The sequence below is a fragment of the Bacteroidales bacterium genome, assembly GCA_035299085.1.
Taxonomy (GTDB): domain Bacteria; phylum Bacteroidota; class Bacteroidia; order Bacteroidales; family UBA10428; genus UBA5072.
The window spans coordinates 204518-230971 of the sequence record DATGXG010000048.1 but is presented as its reverse complement, the minus strand read 5'-3'; the positions used below and the strand labels follow the sequence as shown (position 1 = coordinate 230971).

Genomic DNA, 26454 nt, shown 5'->3' with positions numbered 1-26454 from the left:
TTGCTTTAATCGAAGTGTTTACCAACTTAGCCAACAATAACGGGGAGTATCACCCTACCAAATTATTGTATACACTTGGAAATTTCTCCCATTTTATCCGGCCCGAAATGAAACGGGTGGAAACTACCCGTTCCGATGCACTAAGCCTGAAAGACACTTACCAGGATGTTGTTTTTTCAGCCTATACAAACGATGAGGAAAACCAGCTGGTTCTTGTGGCAGTGAATTTCACAGGAGAAGCCAGGGCGGTCTCACTGGCATTTGCCAATGAAAAAACGATAAAGAATCCGGCCCTGTTTCTTACCGACGATTTCTCAAATCTCCTGAAACAGGATATCGATCTGTCATCGCAAAATCTGGTTGTACCTGCACGATCAGTGGTCACTTATACCGCTGGACTTGAAGTTATCCCGACCGGTATATCTGAAACAAATACAACGGAATTTGATGCTTTCTTAAATCAGGCAGGAGATCAGATTACTACTACGTTTAGCTCGGGAGGCGCTTTCCGGCAGGTTATGCTGTATTCTGTTTCTGGAAGCCTGTTGCAGGTAAAAAATATTAAACCCGGTCAGAACCTTGCAGTATTGTCAGCATCTGATTTACCTGACGGGGTGTACCTGGTGTCAGGAAGAGGCGACTTGTCCTCTCAAACAAAAAAGATAATCATAGCAAAAGATAAACCTTAACCATCAAATAACGAAGCCATGTCAGCCACAAAGATCAGCAGAATCATTTTAATTTTCTTCCTTGCCTTAAAAGCCGGTTCACTTTCTGCACAGGGATTTGGACAATCCAATACAATTGATGACTGGAAGTTTATGCTGGGAGATGTTAAATATGGTGAGAATGAATTGCTTGATGATTCGAAATGGGAAAACGTGCAGGTTCCGCATGATTGGAGCGTGAAACAGATACCAAGTCCCCAGTATGCCAGCTGCATGGGATTTTTGCCGGGCGGAATCGGATGGTACCGCACGAAAATCACTGTTCCGGCTGATAAATCAGGTAAGCGTTTCTATTTATATTTTGAAGGCGTTTATAACAAGAGCGAAGTTTATCTGAACGGTGTATGGCTGGGCAAACATTATGACGGGTACACTTCGTTTATGTATGATATCACGCCGTATATCAGGGCAGGCAAGGACAATATTCTGGCTGTAAGGGTTGATCACAGCAAAGATGCGGATTCACGATGGTATACGGGCTCCGGGATTTACAGGCCGGTGAGACTTGTGGAGGCAAACAACACGCACATCGATCTTTGGGGTGTGTTTTACCGTTCGGAATCTGTTGATGGGAATTCAGCCCTGATCCGCGTACAAACCAATTTTAAAAAAGAATTGCCGCAGTCCGGCGCCATCGAGATCATTCATGAGCTGCTCAATAAAGAGGGGAGAGTGGTAGCCTCAGCAAGCAGGAAATTAACTGCATCCAAATCAGGAAAATTTACCCAGGATCAGACTCTGACATTGAAGAACCCTCAATTGTGGGGTATTGACAATCCTTACCTCTATAAACTCAGGACTATCCTTTCTGAAAATGGGAAAAAGGTTGACGAAAATGTTGTCAATGTAGGCATCCGGTATTTAAAATTTGATCCGGATAAAGGCTTTGCTCTGAATAATAATTGGATGAAGGTTAAAGGTGTCTGTCTGCACCACGATGCCGGAGTACTTGGAACCGCTGTACCCAAAGTGGTTTGGAAAGAAAGAATCCTTCGCTTGAAAGAAATCGGATGCAATGCCATCCGGATGAGTCATAATCCGCAATCTTCCGATCTGTATGATCTTTGTGATGAGCTGGGAATGCTTGTGATGGATGAGGCATTTGATGAATGGGAATATCCGAAGAAAAAATGGCTTGTAGGATGGAATGTGGGCGAACCGGGTTTCCAGGGTGAAGCAGAATATTTCAGGGAACATGGCAGGGAAACCGTTGAATCGATGGTTTTGCGCGACAGGAATCATCCGTCGGTCTTTATGTGGAGCATCGGAAATGAGGTGGATTACCCCAACGATCCCTATACTCACACGATACTCGACAAAGAGGGTATCGAACAGTATCATGTATCAGGATTCCAGCCCGGTCAGCCCAGTGCACAACGAATAGGGGACATTGCCGCTGTGCTGGCCGCTGTAGTAAGGTCATTTGATACTTCAAGGCCGGTAACCGGTGCGTTGGCAGGAGCTGTAATGTCGAATGAGACAACGTATCCGGAGATTCTTGATGTAGTTGGTTATAATTACACCGAATACCGGTATAAAACGGACCATGCGAAATATCCGAAAAGGGTATTGTATGGAAGCGAAAACAGGCACGACATCCAGGCCTGGAAAAGTGTCGCTGACAACGATTTCATATTCGGCCAGTTTTTATGGACAGGTGCCGATTATATGGGAGAATCAGGTCCCTGGCCATCAAGGGGTTCTTCTGCAGGACTGCTCGATATGGCCAACAACATTAAACCTATCGGTTATTACAGGCAATCGCTGTGGAGTAAGAAACCGATGGTTTATATGGGCACGGCAAAAGCCGGAAGGCGTTTTTACAATGGGTTTGATAATACCAGATCCTGGAATTACCAGAAAGGTGATACGATCAGGGTGGTTTGTTTCACGAACTGCGAGGAAGTTGAACTTACAATGAATAATAATGTAATCGGCAAACGACAGAAACGCAATGCTGAAACGGGAGTGAATTACTGGGATATCGCTTATGAACCGGGCATGTTAAAAGCAGTGGCATATTCAGGAAACAGCAAATTATCTGAAGATATGGTTTTTACAGCAGGATATCCTGCAGCCATTACCTGTACTGAAGTTAAGGAAATCCCGGCAGGTAAAAATGATGTAACCATGCTTACCATTTCGGTAACAGATAAGGATGGTAACCTGGTAAACCTGGCCGATAACGAAATTACATGCAGGATTAAAGGTCCGGGCAAATTACTGGGCATTGAAAACGCGTCGAACTGGCATTCTGTAAATATGGATGATCATGTCCGCCGGTGTAAAAACGGCCAGTTGCGGGTTTACATCCAGGCTACGGCTGATACAGGAGAAATTACAGCTACTTTTGAATCGCCATTTCTTGAAAAGGCAGTTCAGGTAATTGGAATTGGAGATAAACCTAAAGCGTAGTTGCATACTACGCTTGGCGGGAAAAACCTTACAGCGTCGACAGACCTGTCAGCGTTTGGTCCTTATAATTAACAACGCTGCCAGGTCCTTCGGATGCTAACAGGTTGGTTACTTCCCAACCGCTTTTAACTGAACCAGTCTGTCAACGTCGGGTTTTGCTCCATCAAATTCGGTGGCTTTTTTAATAAAGGCTTCATCAATTTTAAATATTCTGAACTGAATAAGCTGTTCAAGTGAAATATCAGGATATCCTGCTGCCTTGATCCGATCAACATATTCCTTGTCGACATTGAATATTTTCATTTGAACGATATCATCGGTTGAGACATCGCCAAATCCCATTTTCCTGCACGATTTAATGTATTCAGGCGTTATATTCTGGGCTTTGAGCTGAATCAGCTTATCAGAATCCAGATCTTTAATTCCCGATGATTTCATTTCTGAAATGTACTGCGGAGTTATTCCCATTGATTTGAACGAGATTAAGTCGTCACCTGACAAATCATACCCCAGTTTGCTCATTTCAGAAGCGTATTTTGTATCAATTCCGAGAGCCGCAAAAGTGATGATTTCATTGGTGGATATGTCTTTCCCTGCAAATTCCCTGATTCCTGAAATATACTCCGGCGTAATTGACTGAGCCTTGAAAGCAATGAGCTGATTAACCGGGATGTCAGCGTATCCGGCCTTCTTTATTGACTGTATATAATCCGTTGTAACTTCAAGTGCAGTGAGGGCGATCAGGTTGCTTTTAGTCAGATCCTCAAATCCCTGCGATTTCATGGTTGTAACATATTGTATAGTCTGGTTCTTTAGGGCAAAAAGAAGCAGTTCACTGCCTGTTAAATCAAAACCCATGTCTTTTAATGATTTGACGTATGCTGCATCTGGACTGAATGTAAATGATCCCTCGCCGGTGTCATTATGAACCGATCCCCTGAATTGAATTTCACCTGCAGGCCTGCGCAGGGAAAAGGTTATATTGTCGCCCTGATTATATCCGGTAAGAGATTCTTTACTGATGTTTTCATTCATATTCCAGTTATCCCTGTCGGATGCATTTAACTGTTTCCTCAGTTCAAAAAGCAATGTTCCCTTTTCGGGAACCACTTCCCATTTGCCATTGATGCTATTCTGTGCAAACGAAAAACCGTTTGAAAGGCAGAGAAGAGTTAAAACTGATATCAAAAAAGGCTTTTTCATGGTATTAATTTTAAATTTTAGGATAACGACCTGATCCGGGTACAAAAGTTACAGGGTTTTGCCTGTTTTTTTCAGGTAAATATCTCCGTTATATGTGCTGATCATATATTCGGGGCCTCCGTTATTCAGTTTTCCTGAAGTCCAGCCTACATCCGGATTCATTTTATATCCGGCAGACTGCCCCGTATTGTGGATGGGTTTAATCGTAAAGTCAGAAAATATATTTCCATGCTGACTTCTCATTTTCAGTTCAGCATTCGTTTTTTCTGGCAGGAAAAGTTCAATGCTTCCCTCAAGAGATGTTAACATCATGGGTGTACCGGCATTAGTTTTTAAGAACGATGCGGATATGCTGCCATTCACCGAGTTTATTACGGCCGATCCGGAAATGCTTTTAAGAATGACATCTCCCTGTGTGTTTGAGGCCTCAATGTCTCCATTTATATTGATGATTTCTACATTGCCATTATCACGTGAACTTACTTTCAGTGAGAAGTTAATGGGTATCTTAAGATCAAAATCGATTGTCCGGTTGCTTTCAGTTCTGTAAATAGTAACCGTGTTGCTCTTTTCACTGGCAGAAAACAAGCTGCTTCCGGTCTTTTCGTTATCCGATCCGGAATTAAAACGCGTCGTCGCTGCAATAATCAATGTATTGCCAGAATACCCGGTAATCTTAACCGAACCTTTCGGATTTGAAAAAGTAAGCATACCTCGCGCAGCCGGATCAGACAAACTGATGATCATCTGATCACGCTGGGCCAATCCCTTGTCAAACAGCATCATGAAAAAAAACAGGCTGAGCATTCCCTTGTATACAGCAGTATTCATACGTTTTCAGTTAATGAGTGCAGCGTTTCATCAATTTTATTCTTTACGGTATAATTCAGGTTAATATTCTGTAGTATTTTTTGAAACTCAGGAACCGACCTTGTTTCATGAATATTCATCATGATTTCGGCAAGCCTGATTTGCACCAGCGGCGACGTTTGTTTGGCAATGCAGTTTACCAAACCTTCACGTACTTCTGTTTGATCGGCATATTTAATGAGTTCTTCAAGGGCCATTAGTCTCACATTGTCATTTTCATCAGAAGTGAGTAAATCGAGAAGGCTTTCAATTATTTTTTCATCACCTCCCAACTGACTTGACATCTGAACTGCTTTTATTCTTTCTACACTCGAGTTCTGCTGCACCATCGCCAAAACCAGCGTTTCTCTAAGCATATTTACTTCATTACCCAGTGAAGTTAATTGTTGCCTGTTGTTTGTACCAATTACAGTAGATGTAAACCATCCTGAAAGAAATAAGGCTACACCCGCAGCTATCCGTAATACATAATAGCCGGCAGGATGTGTCGTCTTCAATTCGGAAATCAGTTCCGGCTTCATCAGTCTTTTCTTTTCTTCCTTAATGAGAAGCCTGAATTTTGCGTCCATTAAACCTGATGGTTCAGGAACAGGGATATTCCCTATTTTATCGTGAAGATCACCAGGAGATACTGACTTGTTTTTTTCTTTTTTCATAACAGCACCATTATGCATTTTCGAGTTTCAGGTATATCTGTTTAAGGCGGTTCAGCGCCCTTAACACCCTTGCCTTGATTGCGTTTTCGTTACAATTCATGATCACAGCTATTTCACTGTATTTAAGGCATTCCATTTTACTCAGAATAAGCACTTCCTTATCGTCGGGTTTTAACTTTCCCAGGGCTTTCAGCAATAAAGCGGACTCCTCATCACGCTGCAATGAATCAGCATATACCTTTATTTCCCGAAGATCAGCTGAAGCTTTAGGTTTCCGGTTCTCTGCTTTATGAAAGTCGATACCCGTATTATGGGCAATCGTAAACAGCCAGCCCACAAATGTGCCGGTGCCCCTGTACTGTTCTTTATATTTGAGCACCCGGTAAAATACAGTCTGAACAAGGTCCTCACTCGAATGCTTATTTCCGCCTGTGAACTTGTAAAAATAGGAATAAAGAGGCATTTTATACCTCTCGTACAAAATCCCCAGTTTTTCCGGGTCTCCTGCAATCACTGCCGCCATCAGGGCTTTGTCGTCCAAGCGTTAATGCTATTTTTATAAAGACTACGAATTATAAGAAAAGTTACTATTTAATAATGAAATTTTAACAGGATGAATGCCTGATGGTTGCCTAAACAAAAGTCGTTATGTTGTTGTTATCACATAAAAATCATTAATGGCAGATTCAATTTTCAATGCTCACCATCTTATTGAATATGGAGGGTTGCTCCTTATCCTGGCAGTTGTATATATAGAAACCGGATTTTTCCTTGGATTTGTTTTACCGGGCGGCGATTATTTATTGTTCGCTGCCGGAATGTTTTGCGGAACCCGGTACCTCGAAATGCCATTGGTTTTATTGCTGCTTTTGATGGTAATAGCATCTTTCCTTGGTGATCTAACAGGGTATTTCAAAGGAAAATGGCTGGGCTCCAAGTTGTTTGTGGATAATAAATCACGATTCTTTAAAAAAGAATACCTTGAACGCGGTAGCAGGTTTTATACCCGTTATGGAGTCCTGGCCTTTATCATGGGCAGGTTTATGCCCGTTGTACGTACTCTGGTACCCATGATAGCCGGGGCATCTGAATATACGTTTAGGAGGTTTCTGCTTTTTAATTTTCTGGGAGCTGTCACTTGGGTTTGTACGCTGGTACCGTTGGGTTTCTTTATTGGCAAAGCATACCCGGATGTTATGCAGTATTCAGTTTATATATTGTTGATTTTTATAATTGTAGCCTCATTTCCTGTATTGAAAATGTTTTTTTCAAAAGGAAAAAAGTCGGAATAGATGCCGGATGCTGGATACAGGATACTGGATGCCGGGTGTTAGGTGTTGGGTATGGTGAAATTTTAAGCTAAATATATTAAACCGAATTGCTTTTTATCGTAAATTTCAATGTTTTACTTCCTGTTTCTTCCGCAAACGTTCTTTTAAATCATATACTATGAAAACCCAGAAATCATTTCAAGCAAAATGGTTGCTTGTCATTCTGACAATGACCCTGATTTCGTTTGACCTTCCCGACAACTGGTTTGTAGCCGGTACCCAACCTCAAAACTACTTCATGGATATTGATATCGATATGAAGCGGCTTGATACAAATGTGATGACTATCAAATCAATTGTTCCGGAAATTACAGGCTTCGGCACTATTATGAAAAATACGCCTGTTAATGAGTATGCAGGTAAAAGGGTAAGAATGACCGGGTATGTGAAAACGGCAGATGTTGCCAATTGGGCCGGACTATGGCTCAGGGTGGATAAAAAAGAACCTTATGAAGTACTGAGTTTTGATAACATGCATGACGGTAAAACAGACCGATCGATCACCGGAACTAATGATTGGAAAAAGTATGAGATTGTTCTGGATGTTCCTCAAACCGCAATAAACCTGGCATACGGTGTTTTATTGGCCGGTACCGGACAAGTCTGGTTTGATGAAATCAGCTTTGAAACAGTTGACGAATCAGTTCCAACAACTGGCAGGGAATAGTTTTACTCTTACTTTCGAATTTCCTGAATAACTATCAACCCATCAAATGAATAAACAAATTCTGCTCCTGTTATTGTCTGCAATAATCTCAATTGCATCCTGCACACCAAAACCAGATCCGGAAAAGGAAGTTTTATTGCTGCGGCAGACAACCGACAGCCTTCTGAAAGCGCTTAATCAAAAAAATGTGGATCTTTTTGTAACATATTATGATTCTGCAGCACTTTTCATCAGTCCTACATCCGGCGTTCATAATGGAATAGAAGAAATAAAAGCCAATTATGGAGGTGGTTTTGCACTTCCGGGATTTTATATCAGCGGTTCAATACAGGATGTGCAGGTAGCAAAATCAGGTGATATTGGCTATACAGTGGTTCCATGGGGTGGTTATTATACTCCCGATTCAGGTAAAAGAATTGAACAAAAAGGTGTCAATGTTCTTGTGTGGAAAAAACAAAATAATGGGACATGGCGGGTTGTGGTTGATAAACCATAATTCCAACCTCAACCCTTGTATTACCCAGCCATAAATCAACGAAATCAGAGAGAGAAAAACAAGACTGCCATGTATTACTGACCTCGTGGTTTAAAAATAATCATGAGGCAGAATTTTTTATATATTCGTATTAACCCAAACAATTGCCGTCAAATCAAAGTAGTCGGAAACTCATTTATTTTATCGGAAATCGATATGACCAACAGTTCTTGTCAATTCACATAACTATTAAACCTGACTTGTATGAAAATATCGTTGTATAGTTGCAGCTTGCTAATGTTTATGTGCTGCCCTTTATTTTCGCAAATAAACTTTCAGAATAAAGAAGGTTCAGAACTATTTGAAACCGGAACAAACCAAATACGTGCCGGAAATTTTAAAATCGCAGATTCCCTCCTTACAATGGCATTATGCACATTTAAAGATGAAAACGTATATTTCAACAGGGCAGCAGCACGATTATATGAGAAGGATACTCTAGGTGCTTGTGAAGACCTGAACGTTGCTGCAAACCGATATTACGATGTCGAAGCTACGCAGTTGTTCCATAAGCATTGCTGCAAAAATGTTGATACCATTTTTTATGACAGGAAGTTTAATAAAACTGACTCTTACGATTATCGCTATTTAGAAGTGATCAGAACCGATAAATACACAAATAATATTACCGGTATATATCATGCCAAAGGATACAGAGGAGAGAGGTTTACTACAGATTATGGGTGCGATAATAGTTTAGTTAATCTTTCCGCCAGAACCACAGATATTATTGGAGCTTATGTAATGGTTGACACGATGAAAGTATTTACATGGGCAACTTTTCCTGCCAATTGTCAGCGCGAAACTGAATACGTTAACATGAGACAAAGGGGAGAGGCAGTACTTAGAGCCAAGTACCAGAATATTAAAACTGGATATAATCTCGAAGCTTTAAGTATTGTTTTTGAAATTATAGTATCAGAAAAAGGGAACCTTTTAAAAGCAGAATATATAGGCACATGGCCGGAAGTCGAACTAGGTGAAAACAAAGCAAACATTGAAAATGACCTGGTGTCAATATTAAGCTACTATCCTAAACTGGTTCCTGCAGTATTTAAGGGAAAAAAAGTGAAATATAAATCATACGAATTCATTACATTCTAAAAATACTGTATGGTGTTGCCGCATCACAAAAATGGAAACCGTCCACATTAGGTGTTATAATCAACCAATATTAACGTATCTGTACCATTAATGCCCGTAAAATGGCCCCTGATTTCTTCTGGCAGCCTAATTATCATGATCAAATTATTCACAATTATTATTCCTATATTCATATTTCAGAATACATTATAACCATCCCACAAAAATAGAATGACGATGAATTGTTTTCTAAATAGTTAATTCAATGAAGAAGATCCTGGTTATAATTTTATGCATCCTTGTGTCCGCCCTGGCTTTCTATTTTTCTGACGGTTTGTCGGGGAGATTATATTTCCTTCAATGGATAGCTCCTGTCCCCATTCTTGTTCTGTCATTTAATTCAGGGGCCGGCAAGGCATTCCTTGTTTCATTTATTGCAGCATTCCTGGGACGGCTTGGATGGCTCGGTTACCTTGGAAGTGTTATGCCCCCGGTGCCTGCACTCATTGTGGTCACTATGCTGACCGTGGTTTTTGCATTGATTGTTTTGCTTACACGGTTTGTGGTGATCAAAGTTCAAGCATGGTATGCCGTGTTTGCCTTCCCCATCTTCATCACAGCCTATGAATTGTTATTTTCAAGGTTTTCCTATGATGGAACGGCAGCAAGCATTGCCTATACCCAGGCTGATTTCCTTCCCATAATCCAGATTGCGTCCGTCTCCGGCTTATCGGGAATAACATTTATTGTAAGTTTCATCGCCTCATTTCTGGCCCTCTTGTTTATTCTGCGAAAAAACAAAAAGGAACTCATTCCTCTCCTTTTGACAGGAATCAGCCTGATTGGTATGGTCTTTATTTTTGGATTGATTCGTTTATCCAGCCATACCCCTGGCAAATCGATACCTGTCTCGTTAATTGTCCTTAATGAAGAGAGCCATAAATTCGAATTAAAGGAAAACCAGTATGAAATAAAGCATGCTGAAAATTATGCTGCTGCAATAGCAAAATATGCCACACCTGATGTAAAACTGGTTGTTTTACCCGAAAGAGCGCTGAATATAAACAGGGAAATAGATTCTGCGATTTTTGCCATTCTGAGCAACATTGCAATTACACGACGGATTACGATTATTACAGGGTATAGTAATTATAAAAACGATAAACCAGGAAATTCAGCTTTGGTGATCGATGATAACGGAGATGTTATTGCTGATTATGATAAGATTCATTTGGTTAAGGGACTTGAAAGTCAGTTTCAACCCGGAAATAAAACCGCAGTGTTCAGTGTTGGTGGTATTCAGTCCGGCGTTGCAATTTGTAAGGACCTGGATTATCCCGGTTATATAAGCCAATATGGGAGGGACAAGGTGTCATTCCTGTGTGTTCCGGCATGGGATTTCAGTGTAGACGGGTGGCTTCATTCCCGAATGGCGATTATGAGAGGCGTTGAGAACGGATTCTCCGAAATACGTACAGCCCGCACAGGAAGATTAACCGTCAGCGATCCATATGGACGGGTGACTTCGGAAGCGAGCTGTGAAAGCGGCATCCCGGTTATCCTGAATGCATCCATTCATCCTGAAAGGGTTGATACACTGTATTCACGGTTCGGTGATTGGTTGGGATGGGTTACGGTTATGGGTGCTGTTTTATTTGTTATAACAGCCGTGTTCAAACGACGTTCTGACAAAGACGCGATGAATCGCGTCTCTACGCAAGGTTTAATATAAATATTGTAATCTGAACGGGTAACAATGAATAACAATATATGAAAACCTCATTTTCTTTTTTCCTGGCGCTGCTGATTTGCTCTCATTCTTTTTGCCAGGCCCCCTCAACCCTTGTCAACACCCAACAGGGCCCTGTTGAAGGTGTCGTTGAAAACGGTTTAATCGTATATAAAGGCATTCCTTTTGCCACACCCCCTACAGGCGATCTTAGGTGGCGACCGCCACGACCCCCCAACAAGCATGCCGACGTGTTTAAAGCCGACCATTTTGCCCCGGCCTGTCCGCAGCCGGTTTATCCCGGTATTTCCGATCTCAGGTATGGAACTTCCGAAGATTGCCTGTACCTGAACATCTGGAAGCCTGCCGAATCCAACTCAGGTAAAATTCCTGTCCTGGTTTGGATCCATGGCGGAGGATTCACAATCGGTACTGCTTCACAACCTGCCCTCGATGGTGAAAAGCTGGCAGCTAAAGGTATTATTGTTGTCAGCATTGCTTACCGTCTGGGTGCACTTGGTTTTCTTTCGCATCCTGAATTGTCAGCCGAATCTGATAAGCACGTCTCTGGAAATTACGGTATTCTCGACCAGGTAGCCGCACTTCAGTGGGTACACGACAATATTCAGGCTTTCGGAGGCGATCCGGGTTCCGTTACCATTTTTGGCGAATCAGCAGGCGGACAATCGGTGAATATCCTCGCCGCTTCTCCGCTTGCAAAAGGACTGTTTCAAAAATTAATTTCCGCCAGCGGAGGTTATTTCGGTTATGCTTCAATGAAAAAAGAAGAGGAAACCGTTGAAATTCTTAAAGGAGCCGAGCAGGACGGACTTGAATTTCAGAAGAAAACGGGTGCCACATCATTGGCTGAGTTGAGAGCCATTGACCCTGCTAAATTGATTGCTTCACAGACGACTGGTACAGCAGGATTTTCATACTGGCCGGTTATCGATGGATTTGTTATACCAGATGAAGTTCAGAATGTGTACAAGTCAGGAAAGTTTTCCGATGTCCCTGCATTGATAGGCAGCACTTCCGATGAAGGAACTTTGTTTATTCTCGGACTGAAACCGGAGGATTACCCGGCTTATCTTCAAAACCGGTTTGGCACTGCTTATAAGGATAAAATCCTGCAAACGTATCCTGTTGGCAGTACATCCGACAGCATCAGGCGATCCGCTGCCGATTTGCTAAGGGATTCATACTTCGGATGGTACGCGTATAAATGGGCAACATTGCAAAATGAATACGGAAAAGCTCCTGTATATGTGTATTATTTCGATCAGACACTGCCGCCATCCCCAGCCACCATGCTTTTTAAATCGAACAAACCCTATCACGGTTCTGACCTGGCATACGTTTTCAACCATCTTGACCTGGACCCGAAAATAAAATACACTGACGAGGACAGGAAGCTTTCTCAAATGATGGTTGAATATTATACCAATTTTGTGAAAACAGGGAATCCAAACGGGGTCAACCTGCCTCAATGGCCTGTTTTTAATCCGAAAAATCCCCGGGCCATGCTTCTTAAAGGCGTTCCACAGGCCATCGATTATCCGAACTGGGATAATGTAAAGATGATTGATGAGTATTATGAGTGGAAGAGGGGGAAGTGATGCTGGATACTGGATAAGTCCGTCATTGCGAGTAAGAACACCTTATTAAGGATCATCCAATGATATGACAACCATGGGCTTTCACGAATAGCTACGAAGTAGCGAGATCTGAATAACCGCGGGTGAACCCCGTGGATTATGATGCCAGCAGACAAGAACCCAGAAAGGGTTCAATTTTAATTATGCATTATTCAACTCTTTCAGAGTTGTGTTCGTGATCGTAGCACCGGACCACGGGTTTCACGCGCGGTTATTCAAATTGAACCCTTTCAGGGTTATTCATTAGCATACAACGAATTACTAAAAGTCGTCATTAGTAGGAGCCAGACAGAACAATGATTATAAAAGGAAATTATTGCGACGAAGCAATCTGCCGGCACAGGAAGTACTTAGCCAGGAGAGTATACAAAGAATGAAAATTATTCATCAGTCTTAGTATGGGTGTGCCTGTTCGGGCAGATTGCTTCGTCGCAAAATCATATTGCAATCATCATAAATTATTCAAGCTCCTCGCAATGACGATCATATTTATTAATTTCGTTCTTCAATCACAAACCATAAACTTATGAAGACTAAACTATTATTCGCATTGATTTCACTGGCATTTTGCGTTTCTTCTGCTTTGTTTTCCCAAAACAAACAACAGGCAAAAGATGAAAAGGCCATCACCTGGTATGGCATTGATTTTACAAAGGCTAAATTTACATTGGTAACCGAAGACCCTACGGTTATTGTCAACCAATACCTGAAATCGATCAACCAGCTTATCCAGGCTGAACCTGAAAAATTCGATCTGAAGAAATGGTTCAATAAGGTAGATGTTGCTTTTGATATTGACCAGGTTAATGAAAGGAATTCGAAAATTGATCCGGGTTCACTTGTTATCAGCGATGAGCATACGATCACTCCTGAAGATGTTAAGGCCGTTATTTCGAAATACAATACAAAGGGCAAATCGGGACTGGGTTTGATATTTGTTGCTGAAGATCTGCACAAGGTGAAACAAACCGGAAGTTACTACGTGGTATTCTTTAACCAGGACACCAAGGAAATCATTGATTCGGAGAGATTTGAAGTTAAAGCGGTGGGAATCGGGTTCAGGAATTACTGGGCAGGATCAGTATTTAATATCATGAAGATATGGCTGAAAGGCAAATAAATTAAAACTCTTACAGGTCCTTCAGACTCTGTCAGGTTTTAATTATATTTATCCCCCGTTGTTTAACCGCAACGGGGTTTTAATTTTTGAGCATTTATGAGTTCTGAAAAACTAGTTTGTCGCACCAAAAGCCAGGTGAGATTCAGTGATGTGGATTCAATGGGTGTGGTGTGGCACGGCAACTATATAAAGTACTTCGAAGATGGCCGTGAAGCCTTTGGTAACCTGTACCAGGTTAATTACCAGGATTTTTACAGCAGGGGATTTATGATTCCCATTGTTAAGATTAACTGTGATTACAAGAAACCTTTGAGATACGGAGATACGGCAGTTATTGAAACCCGGTTTGTCAATTCGGATGCGGCCAAGCTTCTATATGACTATGTGATTTACAGGAATGATACGGATGAGGTGGTGGCAACGGGTTCATCGGTGCAGGTTTTCCTTAATACCGACATGGAATTGCTACTTGATTTTCCCCCGTTTTTTCTTGAATGGAAGAAAAAACATAAACTGATTTAATTATTTTGGAACAGGTTTATATCGCATCGGACAATATCATCTCGTCTCTTGGATTTACTACCAGCGAGAATGCAGTTAAGCTGAAGGCAAACGAAACGGGCATCGCGCTTCACACCAATGATACCATTTCACCGGCACCTTTCTGGGCTTCCATGGTTGACCGGCAAAGGCTGGATGATGAATTTTCAATACTGGGGAAATCTTCGGATTTTACCTTATTTGAAAAATTTGTAATCTGGTCTGTTAAGGATGCCCTTACTTCCCATAAAATTGATCCTGCTGGCGAAAGGGTTATGTGCATCCTTTCCACAACAAAAGGGAATGTCGGACTCCTGAAAAGCAATCCCTTTGAAGAATCAAGAGTGTACCTCTGGAACACTGCTTTAATCCTGCAGAAATTCTTTAATCTGAAACATAAGCCCGTTATTGTTTCAAACGCCTGTATTTCAGGAGTACTCGCCATTTCTGCGGGTGCCCGCATGATCAGGTCAGGACGGTTTGACCATGTGATTATTACCGGCGCCGACATAGTCACCGAATTCGTACTTTCAGGATTTAACTCTTTTTTGTCACTTTGCCAGGGGCCATGCAAACCTTTTGACGCCGAAAGAAACGGACTTTCACTGGGTGAGGCTGCCGGAACTTTAGTAATTACGCGGGATAAAAATCTTTCAGACGACGGACTCATTATAGATCCAGGCTTCACTGCCAACGATGCCAATCATATATCTGGTCCGTCCCGTACAGGGGAAGGACTTTATATTGCCATCGACCGCATGCTAAAAAAGTCCGGTAAAAGACCTGGCTATGTTTCTGCACATGGAACGGCTACTCCGTATAACGACGAGATGGAATCAATAGCACTTACCCGCGCCGGAATGGCCGATATCCCGGTTAACAGCCTTAAAGGATACTGGGGGCATACGCTGGGCGCAGCAGGGCTGATTGAAACCATTGCCGGCATAAATTCGATGCGCGAAGGCATTCTGTATAAAACATATGGTTTCAGTACCCCGGGAGTGACAAACCCGATCAACGTGATCGTTGAAAACATTCATAAACCGGTAGGTGTTATGCTCAAAATTGCATCAGGCTTTGGTGGAAGCAATGCATCATTACTTATTTCACGATCATGAGCAGCAACCTCTACATAACCGGGAACTGCATCATCCGAAACGGTAAGGTTTCGCGTGATGGCAAATTGTTGTTTGAAAGCCATAATACTGAGGTTGCAGCATTATTGCCTGAAATCTACAGGAATTTCAATATGAACTATCCTAAGTTCCATAAAATGGATTTCCTCTGCAAACTTGGTTTCCTTGCTTCAGAAATGCTATTGGGTGGAAGGGATTACCATGCAAGGTATAAAAGCGATGAAACAGGCATTTTGCTCTTTAATGCCGGTTCATCCATTGAAACCGACAGGAACCACCAGCAGTCGATCAATGACCGGTCAGCCTATTTTCCAAGTCCTTCTGTTTTTGTCTATACCCTGGCTAACATTGTTATCGGCGAAATTTGTATCCGGAATAAGTTCTTTGGCGAAAGCGCTTTTTTCATAAGCAGGACTTTTGATTTTAAACAGTTGGTTGACTATGTAACCGATCTTTTTGACGAAGACATTATGAAAAGCTGTATTTGCGGCTGGCTCGAACTAGACGGAAATCATTATGATGCCGCATTGTATTTGATTGAAAAATCAAATACGGGTAACAGCGGAATTGTTATTTTTGACCCTGAAAATGTCAGGAATATTTACTCACAGGCTATTTAACATGGACGAATTAATAAAAAAACTTAAACAGGAGATCATTGAAGTGTTGAATCTTACTGAAATGAATCCTGATGATATCGATGAGAATGCACCGCTGTTTGTTGAAGGTCTGGGCCTTGATTCCATTGATGCCCTTGAACTGATCGTTTTGCTTGAAAAGAAATATGGCCTGAAACTTGGAACGGCTGATGAAGGAAAAAAGGTACTGAAATCAGTGCGTTCAATGGCTGATTTTATAAGGGCAAATAACAAAGGTTAAACTTGTATCGTGCCTAAAGTCTGCATTACCGGGATAGGGATTATCTGTGCTGCCGGAAGCAATTCTTCCGAAGTATTGAAATCGCTTGCAGAAAAGCGGACTGGTATCGGGCATCTGTCTTTGATCCAATCCATTTACAAGGATGAGATTCCGGCAGGCGAAATTAAGAAATCAAACGAAGAACTTTACAACCTCGCAAATCCTGATATCCGCGGGTATTATTCAAGGACAGCCCTGCTGGGACTGATAGCCGTTACACAGGCTATACGGCAGGCAGCTTTAAGCAATGCTGACCTGGAACAAACGGCCCTCATCTCGGGAACCACTGTTGGTGGTATGGATCGGACTGAAGTTTTCTATGACACCTTCAGGCTCAATCACAACAAAGGAAAAATTAAACTGGCGGCAGGGCACGATTGCGGAGCCGGTACCGAAGACATAGCGCGTAACCTGGGTATAAACGGGTTTCAATCTACCATCAATACTGCCTGTTCTTCATCTGCTAACGCCATTATGATGGGCGCGCGACTGATTCAGCATGGTAAAGCCAAAAGAGTCATTGCCGGTGGAACCGACTCACTGACGAAATTTACCCTGAACGGTTTCAACAGCCTGATGATCCTTGACCGTGAACAATGCCGTCCGTTTGATGACACGCGTAACGGATTGAACCTTGGAGAAGGTTCAGGTTTCCTTGTCCTTGAATCTGAAGAGGTTGTAGGTTCAAAGCCTGTACTGGCCGTAGTAAAAGGGTGGGGCAATGCCTGTGATGCCTATCATCAGACGGCTTCATCACCCGACGGGAACGGCGCATACCTGGCCATGCAGAAAGCATTGCAGACAGCAGGAATTCAAACATCAGATATTCAGTACATCAATACACACGGAACCGGCACAAAGAATAATGACCTTTCAGAAGGGATTGCCATTGAGCGACTTTTCTCAACCGGTATACCTCCATGCAGTTCCACAAAATCCTATACGGGTCATACACTTGGTGCAGCAGGCGGTATAGAAGCCGTATTCAGTGTTCTTGCCATCCAAAACCATTGCATATTCCCTAACCTGAACTTCAATACTAAAATGCAGGAGCTTGGCTTTGAACCTGCCCGGGAATTCACAACAGGAACACGGATCAGCCATGTAATGTCCAATTCATTCGGATTCGGAGGAAATAATTCCTCCCTTATTTTTTCAGAAGCCTGATATGAAAGCCTACATCCACAGCACTGCCGTTATTTCGCCTCAGAAAACTTTTTCTGAAGAGGGCTTCCCCGGGGAAATCCTGTCATTTCCGGAAGCCCGGTTCCTGAAATGCATTGAACCGGTTTACCGCGATTATATTGATCCGATGGTAGCCCGCCGGATGAGTCGTATTGTTAAAATGGGTGTTTGCGCCGCTCTGAAGTGCCTAAAATCGGCTGATGTAAGCACTCCTGATGCCATTATTGCCGGCACGGGTTTGGGTTGCCTCGAAGACACCGAAAAGTTCCTGTCTTCCATTTACACCAATGATGAAAAACTCCTGAATCCGACACCTTTTATTCAATCCACACACAATACAGTGGCCGGGGCCATAGCCCTTGCCATTAAATGTCATAGTTACAATTCTACTTATACCAATAGGGGATTTTCATTTGAAAGTGCAATGACAGATGCGCTGTTGCAATTAAGTGAAAATCCGGGTCGGAATATACTGGCCGGAGGCTTTGACGAACTTACAGAAACCTCATACGCCATTACAAGCCGCATGGGTTTTTGGAGGAAAGCAATACCCGGTGAAGGGGTTGCTTTCTTCATGCTCACCGGGGAAAAGCATATGTCAACCGGTGTTTTACTAAGGCATATGAATACTTTCTTTTTGCCTGAAGCTGCAGACAGCATTTCCGAAAGAGTTAAGGAATTCCTGAATGAAGCGGCTCTTACCCGGTGTGACATTGATGTGGTGATCTCCGGCAATAACGGAGACCAGAAAACGGACTTGTTATATTCCAGGGTCCTTAATGATATATTTCCTGCCAAACCAGTCATTCCCTTTAAAAAGTTCTGCGGAGAATATGATACCGCTTCATCATTCGCCCTGTATCTGGCTACTGTGTTATTGAAAGATAACCTGTCAGGCCTGTTTCATATTCCCCCGCAGATTAACCGTATATTAGTGTATAATCATTTGCGCGGAATTGATCATTCGCTGTTTCTCCTTGAAAGATGCTGAACTACCGAAATACATTGTTACTCTTTGTGGTTGCCCTGGCAGCCATTATAGTGCTTGATTATTATTTTTCTGTTAGCGGGTGGGCCTATCCCGGTATCATTTTTGCTTTTATCTGCCTGTTGACCTGGGGTTCGAAATCAATACGGTCCGATTACTACATAAAATCATTTTCAACAGGAAACCGGACATCAGGGCAAATTGCTCTAACTTTTGACGATGGTCCCGATTCACAGGTAACACCGCTTATCCTGGATGTCCTAAAAAAACATAATGTGAAAGCCTGTTTTTTTATAATCGGAAAAAAGGCCGGGATTAATCCCGATCTGTTGAAAAGAATGGATCGGGAAGGGCATCTTATAGGCAGCCACAGCTATACTCATCATTTTTTCTTTGACCTGTTCCCGTGGCAAAGGATGAATGAAGAAATGAAAGAAACTGAAAATATTGTCTACTCGGTCATCGGGAAAAAAATAAAGATGTTCAGACCTCCTTACGGTGTAACTAACCCGCCGCTTGCAAAAGCAATTAACCGCAGGAACTATTATTCTATCGGATGGAGCCTTAAATCAAATGATACAGTTATTGAAAATGATTCGCTTATTCTGAAAAGGCTGAATAAAAAGGTGAAATCAGGAGATATTGTACTTTTACACGACACTAAACCGTGGAATGTAAAAATGCTGGACCAGTTCCTGGATGAACTGAAAGACAGGAATCTTGTGGTTACCCGCCTTGATAAAATCTTAAATTTACAGGCATATGCATATTAAATCATATATTGTTGCTTTTCTTTTACAGGCTTGTGCTTCAGTCATTGCCCAACAACCCCCTGCATCACCGGTAAAGGATGTACCGGCTTTTAAAGCAAAGCTGGAAGCCATGTCTCAAAATGTGAACACAATTGAAAGCGATTTTGTGCAGGAAAAAAACCTGAGCGTCCTTGCAAATACGATTGTTTCAAAAGGTCATTTCATTTTTAAAAAGGAAAACAACATCCGGTGGGAATACCTTCAACCCTATAAATACCTGATCATCATCAGCAACAACAAGATTTTTGTTAAAGAAGAACAGAATCAGAAACAATATGATATCCAGTCGAACAAGATGTTCCAGGAAATGAACAAGTTCATCAGCGGCTGTATCCAGGGTGATATACTTAAGAATGACAAGGATTTTGCAATAGGTTATTTTGAAGACGACAGGAGTTTTTTTGTAAGCCTGAAGCCAAAAGCAGAAGCCATGCGGAAAATGCTGAACGAAGTGCAGATATGGTTTGCTAAATCCGATCTGACTGTGACAAGGATCCGTATGATCGAATCGGGCGGCGATTACACCAAAATAGATTTTACAAATAAGAAGATTAATACCGAAGTACCGGTTGAAAAATTCAGTTTTAAATAAAACAGGCCTGTACGTTGTTTTATCTGTCCTGTTAATCAATGTTTCCTGCTCGGTTGCCCTCTTCCCGGGCTACCGGAATTCAACCGGTACGGAAGTGTCTGATAAGCCACAATCATGGTTTCAGCCCGATTCAGCCCGGTTTCTGTTCAATACACGGGTTGATGTTATGAAGAACCACTTCAGCGGGATCCTTGTTGTTAAGCCGATAGGACGGGATACCGACAGGGTGGTGATGATTACCCAGATGGGACTTAAGGTTATGGACTTTGAGTTTTACCCCTCGGGCGACATGAAAGTGTATTATATCATGGATCCGATGAACAGGAAAGTACTGATACGGACGCTGAAAAATGATATCGGAATGGTTCTGATGAACTACAACGATGACAGCCCGGTGAAGTTAACTGAAAAGAAAACAGGTTACCCGGTATACAAATACAGCCAGGGATGCAAAAAGAATTATTATGTTCTGGCTCCAGGCATTGACAAGCCCGTTAAGGCCAGGCAAATCAGGGGACTTTCAAACAAGGTACATGCAACTTTTTACGGTAACGAGGTTACCGGTATCGATTCGGTAAATATTGAGCATTATACAATAAATTTGTCCATCAACCTGAACAGGATAATTGAATAAGGCTTTATGCTTTTGAATGAACTCTATACGGTTACAGCCCTCAACCCGGATGCATTGCGTGAAAACATAACTGCAGAAGTAGCTCTTAACCCTGAACATCCGGTATTTGCAGGACATTTTCCCGGAAATCCGATCCTTCCGGGTGTTTGTACCGTTCAGATTGTAAAAGAGATCCTCGAATTAGTCTTCAACACTGGAATGATACTGGAGAAAGCCGGAAATATTAAATATCTTGGATTTGTTTCCCCGGTATTATCTCCGGCAATGCTTTTCACCCTATCGGCAAAAGAAAATGAGTCGGGCGGGTTGAGTTGCAGCGCCACTGTCAATGCCGCCGGAAAAACCGTCTGCACGTTTAAAGGTGAGTATCGCAGGTGGAAATAATTACTGCTGTATTCGCTTGAAACTTATCTTTGAGTTGTCTGCCAGAGCTATTTTTTTATAAAAATTTACCAATTCAATATATGTTGAAGCAGGGTGTGTCCCTTTAGATAACTCAAATCTCCTCACACATATCAACGCTTTGTTATTATCAGGCATAACTTTTAGGGAATACTTTCCAAATCTTGATTCGGTTTTAATTTCTGCAGGCATGACTTCAGTTGTAAAGCCTTCAGGGATCAGGACAGCAATGGTGTCAGTTGATATGGATGATCTTCTGATAATAACATCGGATTTACGGTTTTTTACTATTTTCGGAACATCACGTTGCCGGTCAATTGCTATAAGCGGCATAAGCAATCGGGATCCCGAAATCGTTGCATAGCGCATTATACCAAGTTCAAGATATTCATTTATAACAGGAATTGCTTTTTTATTTTCTGAATATTTAAAATTCAGGATATCTGTGCCTGGTATATTGATGTCATCCAGAATTTTCCGTTTTTTATCCTCTGTACCTGCCAGGAATAAACTAAGATGGTTGTAATATTGGATACCTCTATAATCTGTAGAACTGATTAGTTTTACATCACCTGTTTCACCAAGTGTAATAGTAATTTTCCTGTTGTAACAATTCTCATCGGCGTTATAAATTTTTGTATTGACAAGCTTTCCGCCTTCATCAGTAACCATCAGTACCTTTCGGTCATCAGTGAAAGTACCGATAAAACCAAAAGGCAAATGCTGATTCGTGCATTCGAGCCAGATCGTATCTTTTTCCGTGGGAATGCAAAGGATCTCATGATTGAAGTAATCCATAGGAAAAGATGGATCAGGGTTGACTTCGTTTTCACCGGCTCTGACCCATACATAATCTGCCTTGATGCCTGCAGCCCCAAGTAAAGACATAGTATAGTTTGAAAGCGCTTTGCAATCGCCGTAACCAAGTCTGTCAATAGTTTCAGCCGGAAGTGTCTGCCAGCCGCCTATACCCACAGAAATATTAAGGTAACGTGTTTTGTCCTGCATATACTCATAAATGACACGAGCTTTGTCTTTATCATCGGAGCAATTCTTAGTTTTTTCTTTTATCAGCGCAACAGTTTCTGCCGGTAACTGGTCTCTTCCCTGATTCACAAGAATACCCCACTTTCCATAATCTGACCAAGTGGACATATTACCTGCATATCCTTCGAGTTCAAAATTATCAGGTGCAACATAAACCATGGGTGAGAAATTTTCATGTGGACCGCTAAAAGGCTCGGTAACAAAAGCCGGAACGCCGGTGATTTTCCATTCATAAATTGTACCGGATTCTCCATTAACAATATCGGCCTTTATTTTCAGGTTTTTTTCAAGATAACGGAATGTAAGGGATGGAGGACAAATAATCCTGAAAATACTTTTTTCTACAGAAACGTTGGCAGAGTTAACCGGATCCCATTCAGGTATCTGCATCAGACCATCAAATTCAATCACATAAGTATATTCAACCGTAAAGGGATATGATAGTGTTTTTGGCCGGAAATATTTAACCCTGCTATCCTCATATAAAGAGTAACCTGCTATGAGGCTCTGATCTACCACTCGGTCCGCTACCAGGCTTTCTACCTTTTTACCTGAAATATCATAGATTGCACCATGAATGCTGTGTACCCTGTTGAGTTTTTGAGAGTAAGGAACAATAAGCATGGCCTGTTCCAGACCGTTTTCATTCATAATGGTATAGGCATATGACATTGTTAAAATGCCTTTTCCAACCGATTTTATTTCAAATGTCTGTTCTTCATTCCTTTTTACCAATTTGGCATCCATTTTCAGACTATCAGGTATTTCTGCTACCGGGTATTTCAGATCATCACCTGCATGTGAAAGCTGAACACTCATAATGAATACGAAAACTGAAAATAACTGCCTTCTCATGGTTAATTTTTCTTTTTAAGCATTATAACTTCCGCTTCCTTTGCAATAACCTGGTTGTAGAATTCTTTCACCAAGTCATATTCGCTTTCTGTAAATATTATTTTCGCAATTTCGAAATTGCATATCATTTGGACTGTGTTATTATTTACAATGGTGTTGTAAGTAAAGCGAGCGGATTTCGAAGGAAGTGACAATGCTAATGGAGAAGGAATTTCTGATACTTCATACCCATCAGGAAGTGTAAGATTTATAATGAAACGCTTTTTAATCTGGTGACCGTAATCGATGGGGTATTTCCTTTTTTCCATTTTAAACGGATTGCTGGTTAATTTTTCAAATAACATGGGGCTTACACTGATCATATCACCTATTATATCAGCAAAACCGGTAATCGACATATCGTAAATTTCCTGAACAGGTTTTTGCAGGCTGTCTAAGTTTTCAAAGGAAAAGGAATTAATTATAAGTCCCGGATTTTGACTTTCCTTCTCTTTTATATACTCATCCTGACTATTGTGTTTTCTGAGTGCATCCCTAAGGTAATATCCTGCATATTCCGTTTTAGTATAGGTTGCCTTACCTGACATCTCGCCATTTTCATCCAGTTTCATTTCAAAATATACTGATTGTTTTTCCTCTGCTGTCGGAGTCAGATCAATCCAGTCCGACATATCGGTTTTAATTATTCTACCGCGTCCGTTAAGAGCCCTGAAGGGAAGCATTCCTGAAGGCAGGCAACGATCAGTGGCATCAAAAAGATAAGTTTTGCCATTATAATTAACACCGGCAATTACATAGTTCAACTTATTAATAGAGGGAAATGCCGGGGACAGGATGCCGTTTTCACGTGTACTTAAAGCAATCGGGAATGCTGTAAAATCGAGCTTTTTAAGTAACTGAACAAGAGTAAGATTTATATCAGCTGAATTACCGGATCCTTTTCTATATGAATAGGCAAGTTCCGCCGTAGAAAGCAGACTTTCCTGTTCATTCCACTTAATTCTGCGTTTGATACTGTCACAGGCTGCTTTCATTTTTTTCTCGGGTGAAAGATCCAGGTTTTTTATATTTCGGGTTACATCGTTCATGAATGTACCCATGGCAGTTGCCATTCCGAATGATTTATGTTGATCAAGATACAGGTTTACGGCATCCCAGCTTGTTGTAAAATAACGCAGATATCCGGGAACAGTAATACTCTGAACTTCGATCTCCACCCGGTTCATGTAATTGTTCATCGAATTAACAAAGGGTTCAGGTCTCATAGCGGGTAGGTCTTTGGTCGCCCAACGTCCTGGTTCATTTATGTAGAAAGGCTCAAAACCAAAAAATACTTTTTGGAAAGTAAATATGGGGGAGCCGGCTATTCTTAATTCGCTCCATCGCACCGGAACTACATCCTGGAATGACCATTCATAAGGCAGATAAGGATAAGTATATTGAATTTCAACAACAGATCCTGCTCTGACATCAGGCATTGTAACACGATAGCGATAATAATCGTCCCTGATTGTTTCCCTGAATATTGATTCGGATTTTAATTTGCTTTCGACGATTTCCCCATTAACGAGGTTATAAGTGCATCCTTTTATTGAACCGGTTCCTGTTATAGGATAGGCCCTGTTCACAACATAGGAACCTTCCTTCTTGAGTATCTTAATGCGTAAAAGTCTTGTAAAATCGAATGTATTGTCATTAAATACGCCATAATCACACAGGATTACCGCCTCGGCCGTAGTGTCAAGGGGATATGTCTTCATTTCCAAATCGGCCATATCAATTTTTCCATACCTGGCCGGCGCCGGCTGGCTATAAGCGGAAACAACAAACAGAATTAAACAAACTGTAAATAAATAACGGAGTTTTGTCATAATAAGGGATTTTAGATGTGAACATCAAGGGCATAAGAAGTAAATTATAATCACCAGGGGTGTCAGTTATAAAACTAAAAAAAACATTGCACAACATGAAAATTTTTTTCACAATGCAATATCATAAATATATACGGAAATAATCCCCCTAAGTACCTGTTAAGCGCTCAGAATACGCATTTCGCATGAAGCAAGAAGTTGATCTTCATGCCTGACAAATCCGTTAATAATTGTAAATCCCACTATTTCATTAACTACTTCAATACGACTTGTGATTTCCGTCCCGATTGCAGGGAGGGAGTGAACAACCAGGTTTTTAACAGCCCCTATATAACCTTCAGTCACCGGCTGGTTTTTAACCTTGTTAGTATAACCTGTGAATGCAGCGGCTGTTTGGGCTATGAACTCAACCATGGCTGATTCGCTCAGAAATCCATTCATTGCAAAGAGGTTATTCTCCTTAATGAGCAGAATGCCGGTTGCACTGCGGTCATCAGCTTCCAGCAATTTGTCGATCATTTGCATTGGCTCACGCTGGGGGATAAGATCAATTATATTAAAATCAACCGGGCTCATGATTTCCTGTTTACCTTCCAAAATTCGTAATAATTAAACCACTGATAGGGGTACAACTGTATTTTTTTCGCCGCTTCATCAAGATAATCATTCAGCATGGTTTTCAGCATATCATTGCGGCCTGCCGGAGTGTTCTGCTGACTGTAAAACCGGGGAGGGGTTGCGTAAAAATGATAATGTTTGCTTGTTTCTTTCATGGCAAAAACGAATGAAACCGGCACGCCGTATTTCATTGCCAGGTAGAAAGGCCCTGTGGGCAATTCCGCTTCCAAGCCGAGGAAATCGGCTGTCAGGGTTTTACTGCCCGGCATAAACCTGTCGCCGTGCATACAAACGATTTCTTTGTTTTTGAGAGCTTCGCTGATCTCATAGATATGTTCATTATCATCGCCAATAGCTATGATATGAAAGCTTTTCCGGGTAAATTCAGAAAGGTATTTTTTAATCCTTTTGTGCTCGGCATCCAGCATAATGACATTCACCCGTGTTTCGAGTCTTTCAAGAAGGTGCCCCGCCATTTCAAAATTACCGATATGCGCGCTGATAAGCAATCCGCCTGCCTTTTCCGAAACCATTTGCCGGAGGTATTCCTCGCCTTCGAAGTCAAATGTAAATTCAGGATCAAAACCGCCCATGACGGCAGTTTTGTCGAGGATTACCTGTCCGAAAACATAGTAATTGCGGTATACCGCTATAATGGATTTAAAAAAGCCGAATCCCAACCGCTTATTGTAGAAATAGTAAATATTGCGGAAGGAGCGCGGGCCAAAGACGAAAAAGTAAAAGGCAACAAACCGGAGAAAGAAATAGGCCACGGGTAAACCAAGGTATTTCAGGATTGCAATAAAAATCCTGTAACCTGTCAGTCCGCCCCGTGTTTTACCTTTCCATGATGCCACAATG

27 protein-coding genes are annotated in these 26454 nt (G+C 41.7%); 19 read left to right on the top strand and 8 right to left on the bottom strand.

Features of this window, described 5'->3' with window-relative positions:
• Both VK179_16770 and VK179_16765 read left to right on the top strand, forming a co-directional pair.
• The coding region (locus VK179_16770) for a T9SS type A sorting domain-containing protein (protein ID HLO60407.1) at positions 1-689 on the top strand (689 nt) is incomplete at its 5' end.
• A gap of 18 nt (positions 690-707) precedes the next feature.
• On the top strand, positions 708-3143 hold the full coding sequence (locus VK179_16765; GenBank protein ID HLO60406.1) for a glycoside hydrolase family 2 TIM barrel-domain containing protein: 2436 nt from the start codon (positions 708-710) through the stop codon (positions 3141-3143).
• Between the two features lie 108 nt (positions 3144-3251).
• Here the strand turns inward: VK179_16765 and VK179_16760 are convergent, their stop codons facing one another.
• The 4 genes from VK179_16760 to VK179_16745 are packed head-to-tail and all read right to left on the bottom strand — an operon-like array spanning position 3252 to position 6413.
• A complete protein-coding gene (locus tag VK179_16760) occupies positions 3252-4346 on the bottom strand; it encodes a hypothetical protein (GenBank protein ID HLO60405.1) in 1095 nt (364 codons plus the stop codon).
• A 48-nt stretch (positions 4347-4394) separates the two neighbouring features.
• Positions 4395-5177: a DUF4097 family beta strand repeat-containing protein gene (locus VK179_16755; protein ID HLO60404.1), complete on the bottom strand. Its 783-nt coding sequence runs from the start codon at positions 5175-5177 to the stop codon at positions 4395-4397.
• Positions 5174-5872 carry a HEAT repeat domain-containing protein gene (locus VK179_16750; protein HLO60403.1) on the bottom strand — a complete coding sequence of 233 codons (699 nt, stop codon included), beginning with the start codon at positions 5870-5872 and terminating at the stop codon, positions 5174-5176. The genes VK179_16755 and VK179_16750 overlap by 4 nt, the downstream gene beginning before the upstream one ends.
• A 10-nt stretch (positions 5873-5882) precedes the next feature.
• The gene (locus VK179_16745; protein ID HLO60402.1) at positions 5883-6413 is read right to left on the bottom strand and encodes an RNA polymerase sigma factor; all 531 of its coding nucleotides are present in this window, start codon (positions 6411-6413) and stop codon (positions 5883-5885) included.
• 136 nt (positions 6414-6549) lie between these two features.
• Here VK179_16745 and VK179_16740 point away from each other — a divergent pair, with 136 nt between their 5' ends.
• The 17 genes from VK179_16740 (at position 6550) to VK179_16660 (ending at position 21184) form a co-directional block, all read left to right on the top strand.
• The gene (locus tag VK179_16740) at positions 6550-7164 is read left to right on the top strand and encodes a DedA family protein (protein HLO60401.1); all 615 of its coding nucleotides are present in this window, start codon (positions 6550-6552) and stop codon (positions 7162-7164) included.
• Between the two features lie 157 nt (positions 7165-7321).
• Positions 7322-7870 (top strand): hypothetical protein, encoded by a 549-nt coding sequence (locus VK179_16735; protein ID HLO60400.1) that lies wholly within the window; start codon positions 7322-7324, stop codon positions 7868-7870.
• A gap of 46 nt (positions 7871-7916) precedes the next feature.
• Positions 7917-8366 carry a DUF4440 domain-containing protein gene (locus tag VK179_16730; GenBank protein HLO60399.1) on the top strand — a complete coding sequence of 150 codons (450 nt, stop codon included), beginning with the start codon at positions 7917-7919 and terminating at the stop codon, positions 8364-8366.
• A gap of 243 nt (positions 8367-8609) precedes the next feature.
• On the top strand, positions 8610-9509 hold the full coding sequence (locus tag VK179_16725; protein ID HLO60398.1) for a hypothetical protein: 900 nt from the start codon (positions 8610-8612) through the stop codon (positions 9507-9509).
• A 244-nt stretch (positions 9510-9753) separates the two neighbouring features.
• A complete protein-coding gene (locus VK179_16720; protein ID HLO60397.1) occupies positions 9754-11220 on the top strand; it encodes a nitrilase-related carbon-nitrogen hydrolase in 1467 nt (488 codons plus the stop codon).
• Between the two features lie 38 nt (positions 11221-11258).
• Positions 11259-12836: a carboxylesterase/lipase family protein gene (locus VK179_16715; protein ID HLO60396.1), complete on the top strand. Its 1578-nt coding sequence runs from the start codon at positions 11259-11261 to the stop codon at positions 12834-12836.
• Positions 12837-13401: 565 nt separating this feature from the next.
• Entirely contained in the window at positions 13402-13995 is a 594-nt protein-coding gene (locus VK179_16710) for a hypothetical protein (GenBank protein HLO60395.1), read from the top strand.
• Positions 13996-14091: 96 nt separating this feature from the next.
• Positions 14092-14517, top strand: a complete 426-nt coding sequence (locus tag VK179_16705; GenBank protein HLO60394.1) for an acyl-CoA thioesterase — start codon at positions 14092-14094, stop codon at positions 14515-14517.
• A 5-nt stretch (positions 14518-14522) separates the two neighbouring features.
• Positions 14523-15653, top strand: coding sequence for a beta-ketoacyl synthase N-terminal-like domain-containing protein (locus VK179_16700; protein ID HLO60393.1), 1131 nt, complete (start codon positions 14523-14525; stop codon positions 15651-15653).
• Positions 15650-16291, top strand: coding sequence for a hypothetical protein (locus VK179_16695; protein ID HLO60392.1), 642 nt, complete (start codon positions 15650-15652; stop codon positions 16289-16291). Before VK179_16700 ends, VK179_16695 begins: the two co-directional genes overlap by 4 nt.
• A gap of 1 nt (position 16292) precedes the next feature.
• Entirely contained in the window at positions 16293-16550 is a 258-nt protein-coding gene (locus tag VK179_16690) for a phosphopantetheine-binding protein (protein ID HLO60391.1), read from the top strand.
• Positions 16551-16559: 9 nt separating this feature from the next.
• Positions 16560-17756: a beta-ketoacyl-[acyl-carrier-protein] synthase family protein gene (locus tag VK179_16685; protein HLO60390.1), complete on the top strand. Its 1197-nt coding sequence runs from the start codon at positions 16560-16562 to the stop codon at positions 17754-17756.
• A 1-nt stretch (position 17757) separates the two neighbouring features.
• Positions 17758-18765 (top strand): beta-ketoacyl synthase chain length factor, encoded by a 1008-nt coding sequence (locus VK179_16680; protein ID HLO60389.1) that lies wholly within the window; start codon positions 17758-17760, stop codon positions 18763-18765.
• The gene (locus tag VK179_16675; protein ID HLO60388.1) at positions 18759-19535 is read left to right on the top strand and encodes a polysaccharide deacetylase family protein; all 777 of its coding nucleotides are present in this window, start codon (positions 18759-18761) and stop codon (positions 19533-19535) included. The genes VK179_16680 and VK179_16675 overlap by 7 nt, the downstream gene beginning before the upstream one ends.
• Positions 19525-20166: an outer membrane lipoprotein carrier protein LolA gene (locus VK179_16670; GenBank protein HLO60387.1), complete on the top strand. Its 642-nt coding sequence runs from the start codon at positions 19525-19527 to the stop codon at positions 20164-20166. The genes VK179_16675 and VK179_16670 overlap by 11 nt, the downstream gene beginning before the upstream one ends.
• Positions 20144-20800 (top strand): hypothetical protein, encoded by a 657-nt coding sequence (locus tag VK179_16665; GenBank protein HLO60386.1) that lies wholly within the window; start codon positions 20144-20146, stop codon positions 20798-20800. Before VK179_16670 ends, VK179_16665 begins: the two co-directional genes overlap by 23 nt.
• A gap of 6 nt (positions 20801-20806) precedes the next feature.
• Positions 20807-21184, top strand: a complete 378-nt coding sequence (locus VK179_16660) for a hypothetical protein (protein ID HLO60385.1) — start codon at positions 20807-20809, stop codon at positions 21182-21184.
• Here the strand turns inward: VK179_16660 and VK179_16655 are convergent, their stop codons facing one another.
• From VK179_16655 to VK179_16640, 4 genes are all read right to left on the bottom strand, one after another.
• Complete coding sequence (locus VK179_16655) at positions 21185-23104, bottom strand: DUF3857 domain-containing protein (protein ID HLO60384.1); 1920 nt, start codon at positions 23102-23104, stop codon at positions 21185-21187. It lies immediately after the preceding gene.
• A 2-nt stretch (positions 23105-23106) separates the two neighbouring features.
• On the bottom strand, positions 23107-24975 hold the full coding sequence (locus VK179_16650) for a hypothetical protein (GenBank protein HLO60383.1): 1869 nt from the start codon (positions 24973-24975) through the stop codon (positions 23107-23109).
• Positions 24976-25134: 159 nt separating this feature from the next.
• Positions 25135-25551 (bottom strand): hypothetical protein, encoded by a 417-nt coding sequence (locus VK179_16645; GenBank protein ID HLO60382.1) that lies wholly within the window; start codon positions 25549-25551, stop codon positions 25135-25137.
• Positions 25548-26450 carry a hypothetical protein gene (locus VK179_16640; protein HLO60381.1) on the bottom strand — a complete coding sequence of 301 codons (903 nt, stop codon included), beginning with the start codon at positions 26448-26450 and terminating at the stop codon, positions 25548-25550. The genes VK179_16645 and VK179_16640 overlap by 4 nt, the downstream gene beginning before the upstream one ends.
• Positions 26451-26454 lie beyond the last annotated feature (4 nt).

What these genes read in the sequence shown, in the direction of transcription:
- VK179_16765 (HLO60406.1), top strand. Translation starts at nt 708, where the DNA reads ATGTCAGCCACAAAGATCAGCAGAATCATTTTAATTTTCTTCCTTGCC.
- VK179_16760 (HLO60405.1), bottom strand. Translation starts at nt 4,346, where the DNA reads ATGAAAAAGCCTTTTTTGATATCAGTTTTAACTCTTCTCTGCCTTTCA.
- VK179_16755 (HLO60404.1), bottom strand. Translation starts at nt 5,177, where the DNA reads ATGAATACTGCTGTATACAAGGGAATGCTCAGCCTGTTTTTTTTCATG.
- VK179_16750 (HLO60403.1), bottom strand. Translation starts at nt 5,872, where the DNA reads ATGAAAAAAGAAAAAAACAAGTCAGTATCTCCTGGTGATCTTCACGAT.
- VK179_16740 (HLO60401.1), top strand. Translation starts at nt 6,550, where the DNA reads ATGGCAGATTCAATTTTCAATGCTCACCATCTTATTGAATATGGAGGG.
- VK179_16735 (HLO60400.1), top strand. Translation starts at nt 7,322, where the DNA reads ATGAAAACCCAGAAATCATTTCAAGCAAAATGGTTGCTTGTCATTCTG.
- VK179_16730 (HLO60399.1), top strand. Translation starts at nt 7,917, where the DNA reads ATGAATAAACAAATTCTGCTCCTGTTATTGTCTGCAATAATCTCAATT.
- VK179_16725 (HLO60398.1), top strand. Translation starts at nt 8,610, where the DNA reads ATGAAAATATCGTTGTATAGTTGCAGCTTGCTAATGTTTATGTGCTGC.
- VK179_16720 (HLO60397.1), top strand. Translation starts at nt 9,754, where the DNA reads ATGAAGAAGATCCTGGTTATAATTTTATGCATCCTTGTGTCCGCCCTG.
- VK179_16715 (HLO60396.1), top strand. Translation starts at nt 11,259, where the DNA reads ATGAAAACCTCATTTTCTTTTTTCCTGGCGCTGCTGATTTGCTCTCAT.
- VK179_16710 (HLO60395.1), top strand. Translation starts at nt 13,402, where the DNA reads ATGAAGACTAAACTATTATTCGCATTGATTTCACTGGCATTTTGCGTT.
- VK179_16705 (HLO60394.1), top strand. Translation starts at nt 14,092, where the DNA reads ATGAGTTCTGAAAAACTAGTTTGTCGCACCAAAAGCCAGGTGAGATTC.
- VK179_16695 (HLO60392.1), top strand. Translation starts at nt 15,650, where the DNA reads ATGAGCAGCAACCTCTACATAACCGGGAACTGCATCATCCGAAACGGT.
- VK179_16690 (HLO60391.1), top strand. Translation starts at nt 16,293, where the DNA reads ATGGACGAATTAATAAAAAAACTTAAACAGGAGATCATTGAAGTGTTG.
- VK179_16680 (HLO60389.1), top strand. Translation starts at nt 17,758, where the DNA reads ATGAAAGCCTACATCCACAGCACTGCCGTTATTTCGCCTCAGAAAACT.
- VK179_16675 (HLO60388.1), top strand. Translation starts at nt 18,759, where the DNA reads ATGCTGAACTACCGAAATACATTGTTACTCTTTGTGGTTGCCCTGGCA.
- VK179_16670 (HLO60387.1), top strand. Translation starts at nt 19,525, where the DNA reads ATGCATATTAAATCATATATTGTTGCTTTTCTTTTACAGGCTTGTGCT.
- VK179_16660 (HLO60385.1), top strand. Translation starts at nt 20,807, where the DNA reads ATGCTTTTGAATGAACTCTATACGGTTACAGCCCTCAACCCGGATGCA.
- VK179_16655 (HLO60384.1), bottom strand. Translation starts at nt 23,104, where the DNA reads ATGAGAAGGCAGTTATTTTCAGTTTTCGTATTCATTATGAGTGTTCAG.
- VK179_16650 (HLO60383.1), bottom strand. Translation starts at nt 24,975, where the DNA reads ATGACAAAACTCCGTTATTTATTTACAGTTTGTTTAATTCTGTTTGTT.
- VK179_16645 (HLO60382.1), bottom strand. Translation starts at nt 25,551, where the DNA reads ATGAGCCCGGTTGATTTTAATATAATTGATCTTATCCCCCAGCGTGAG.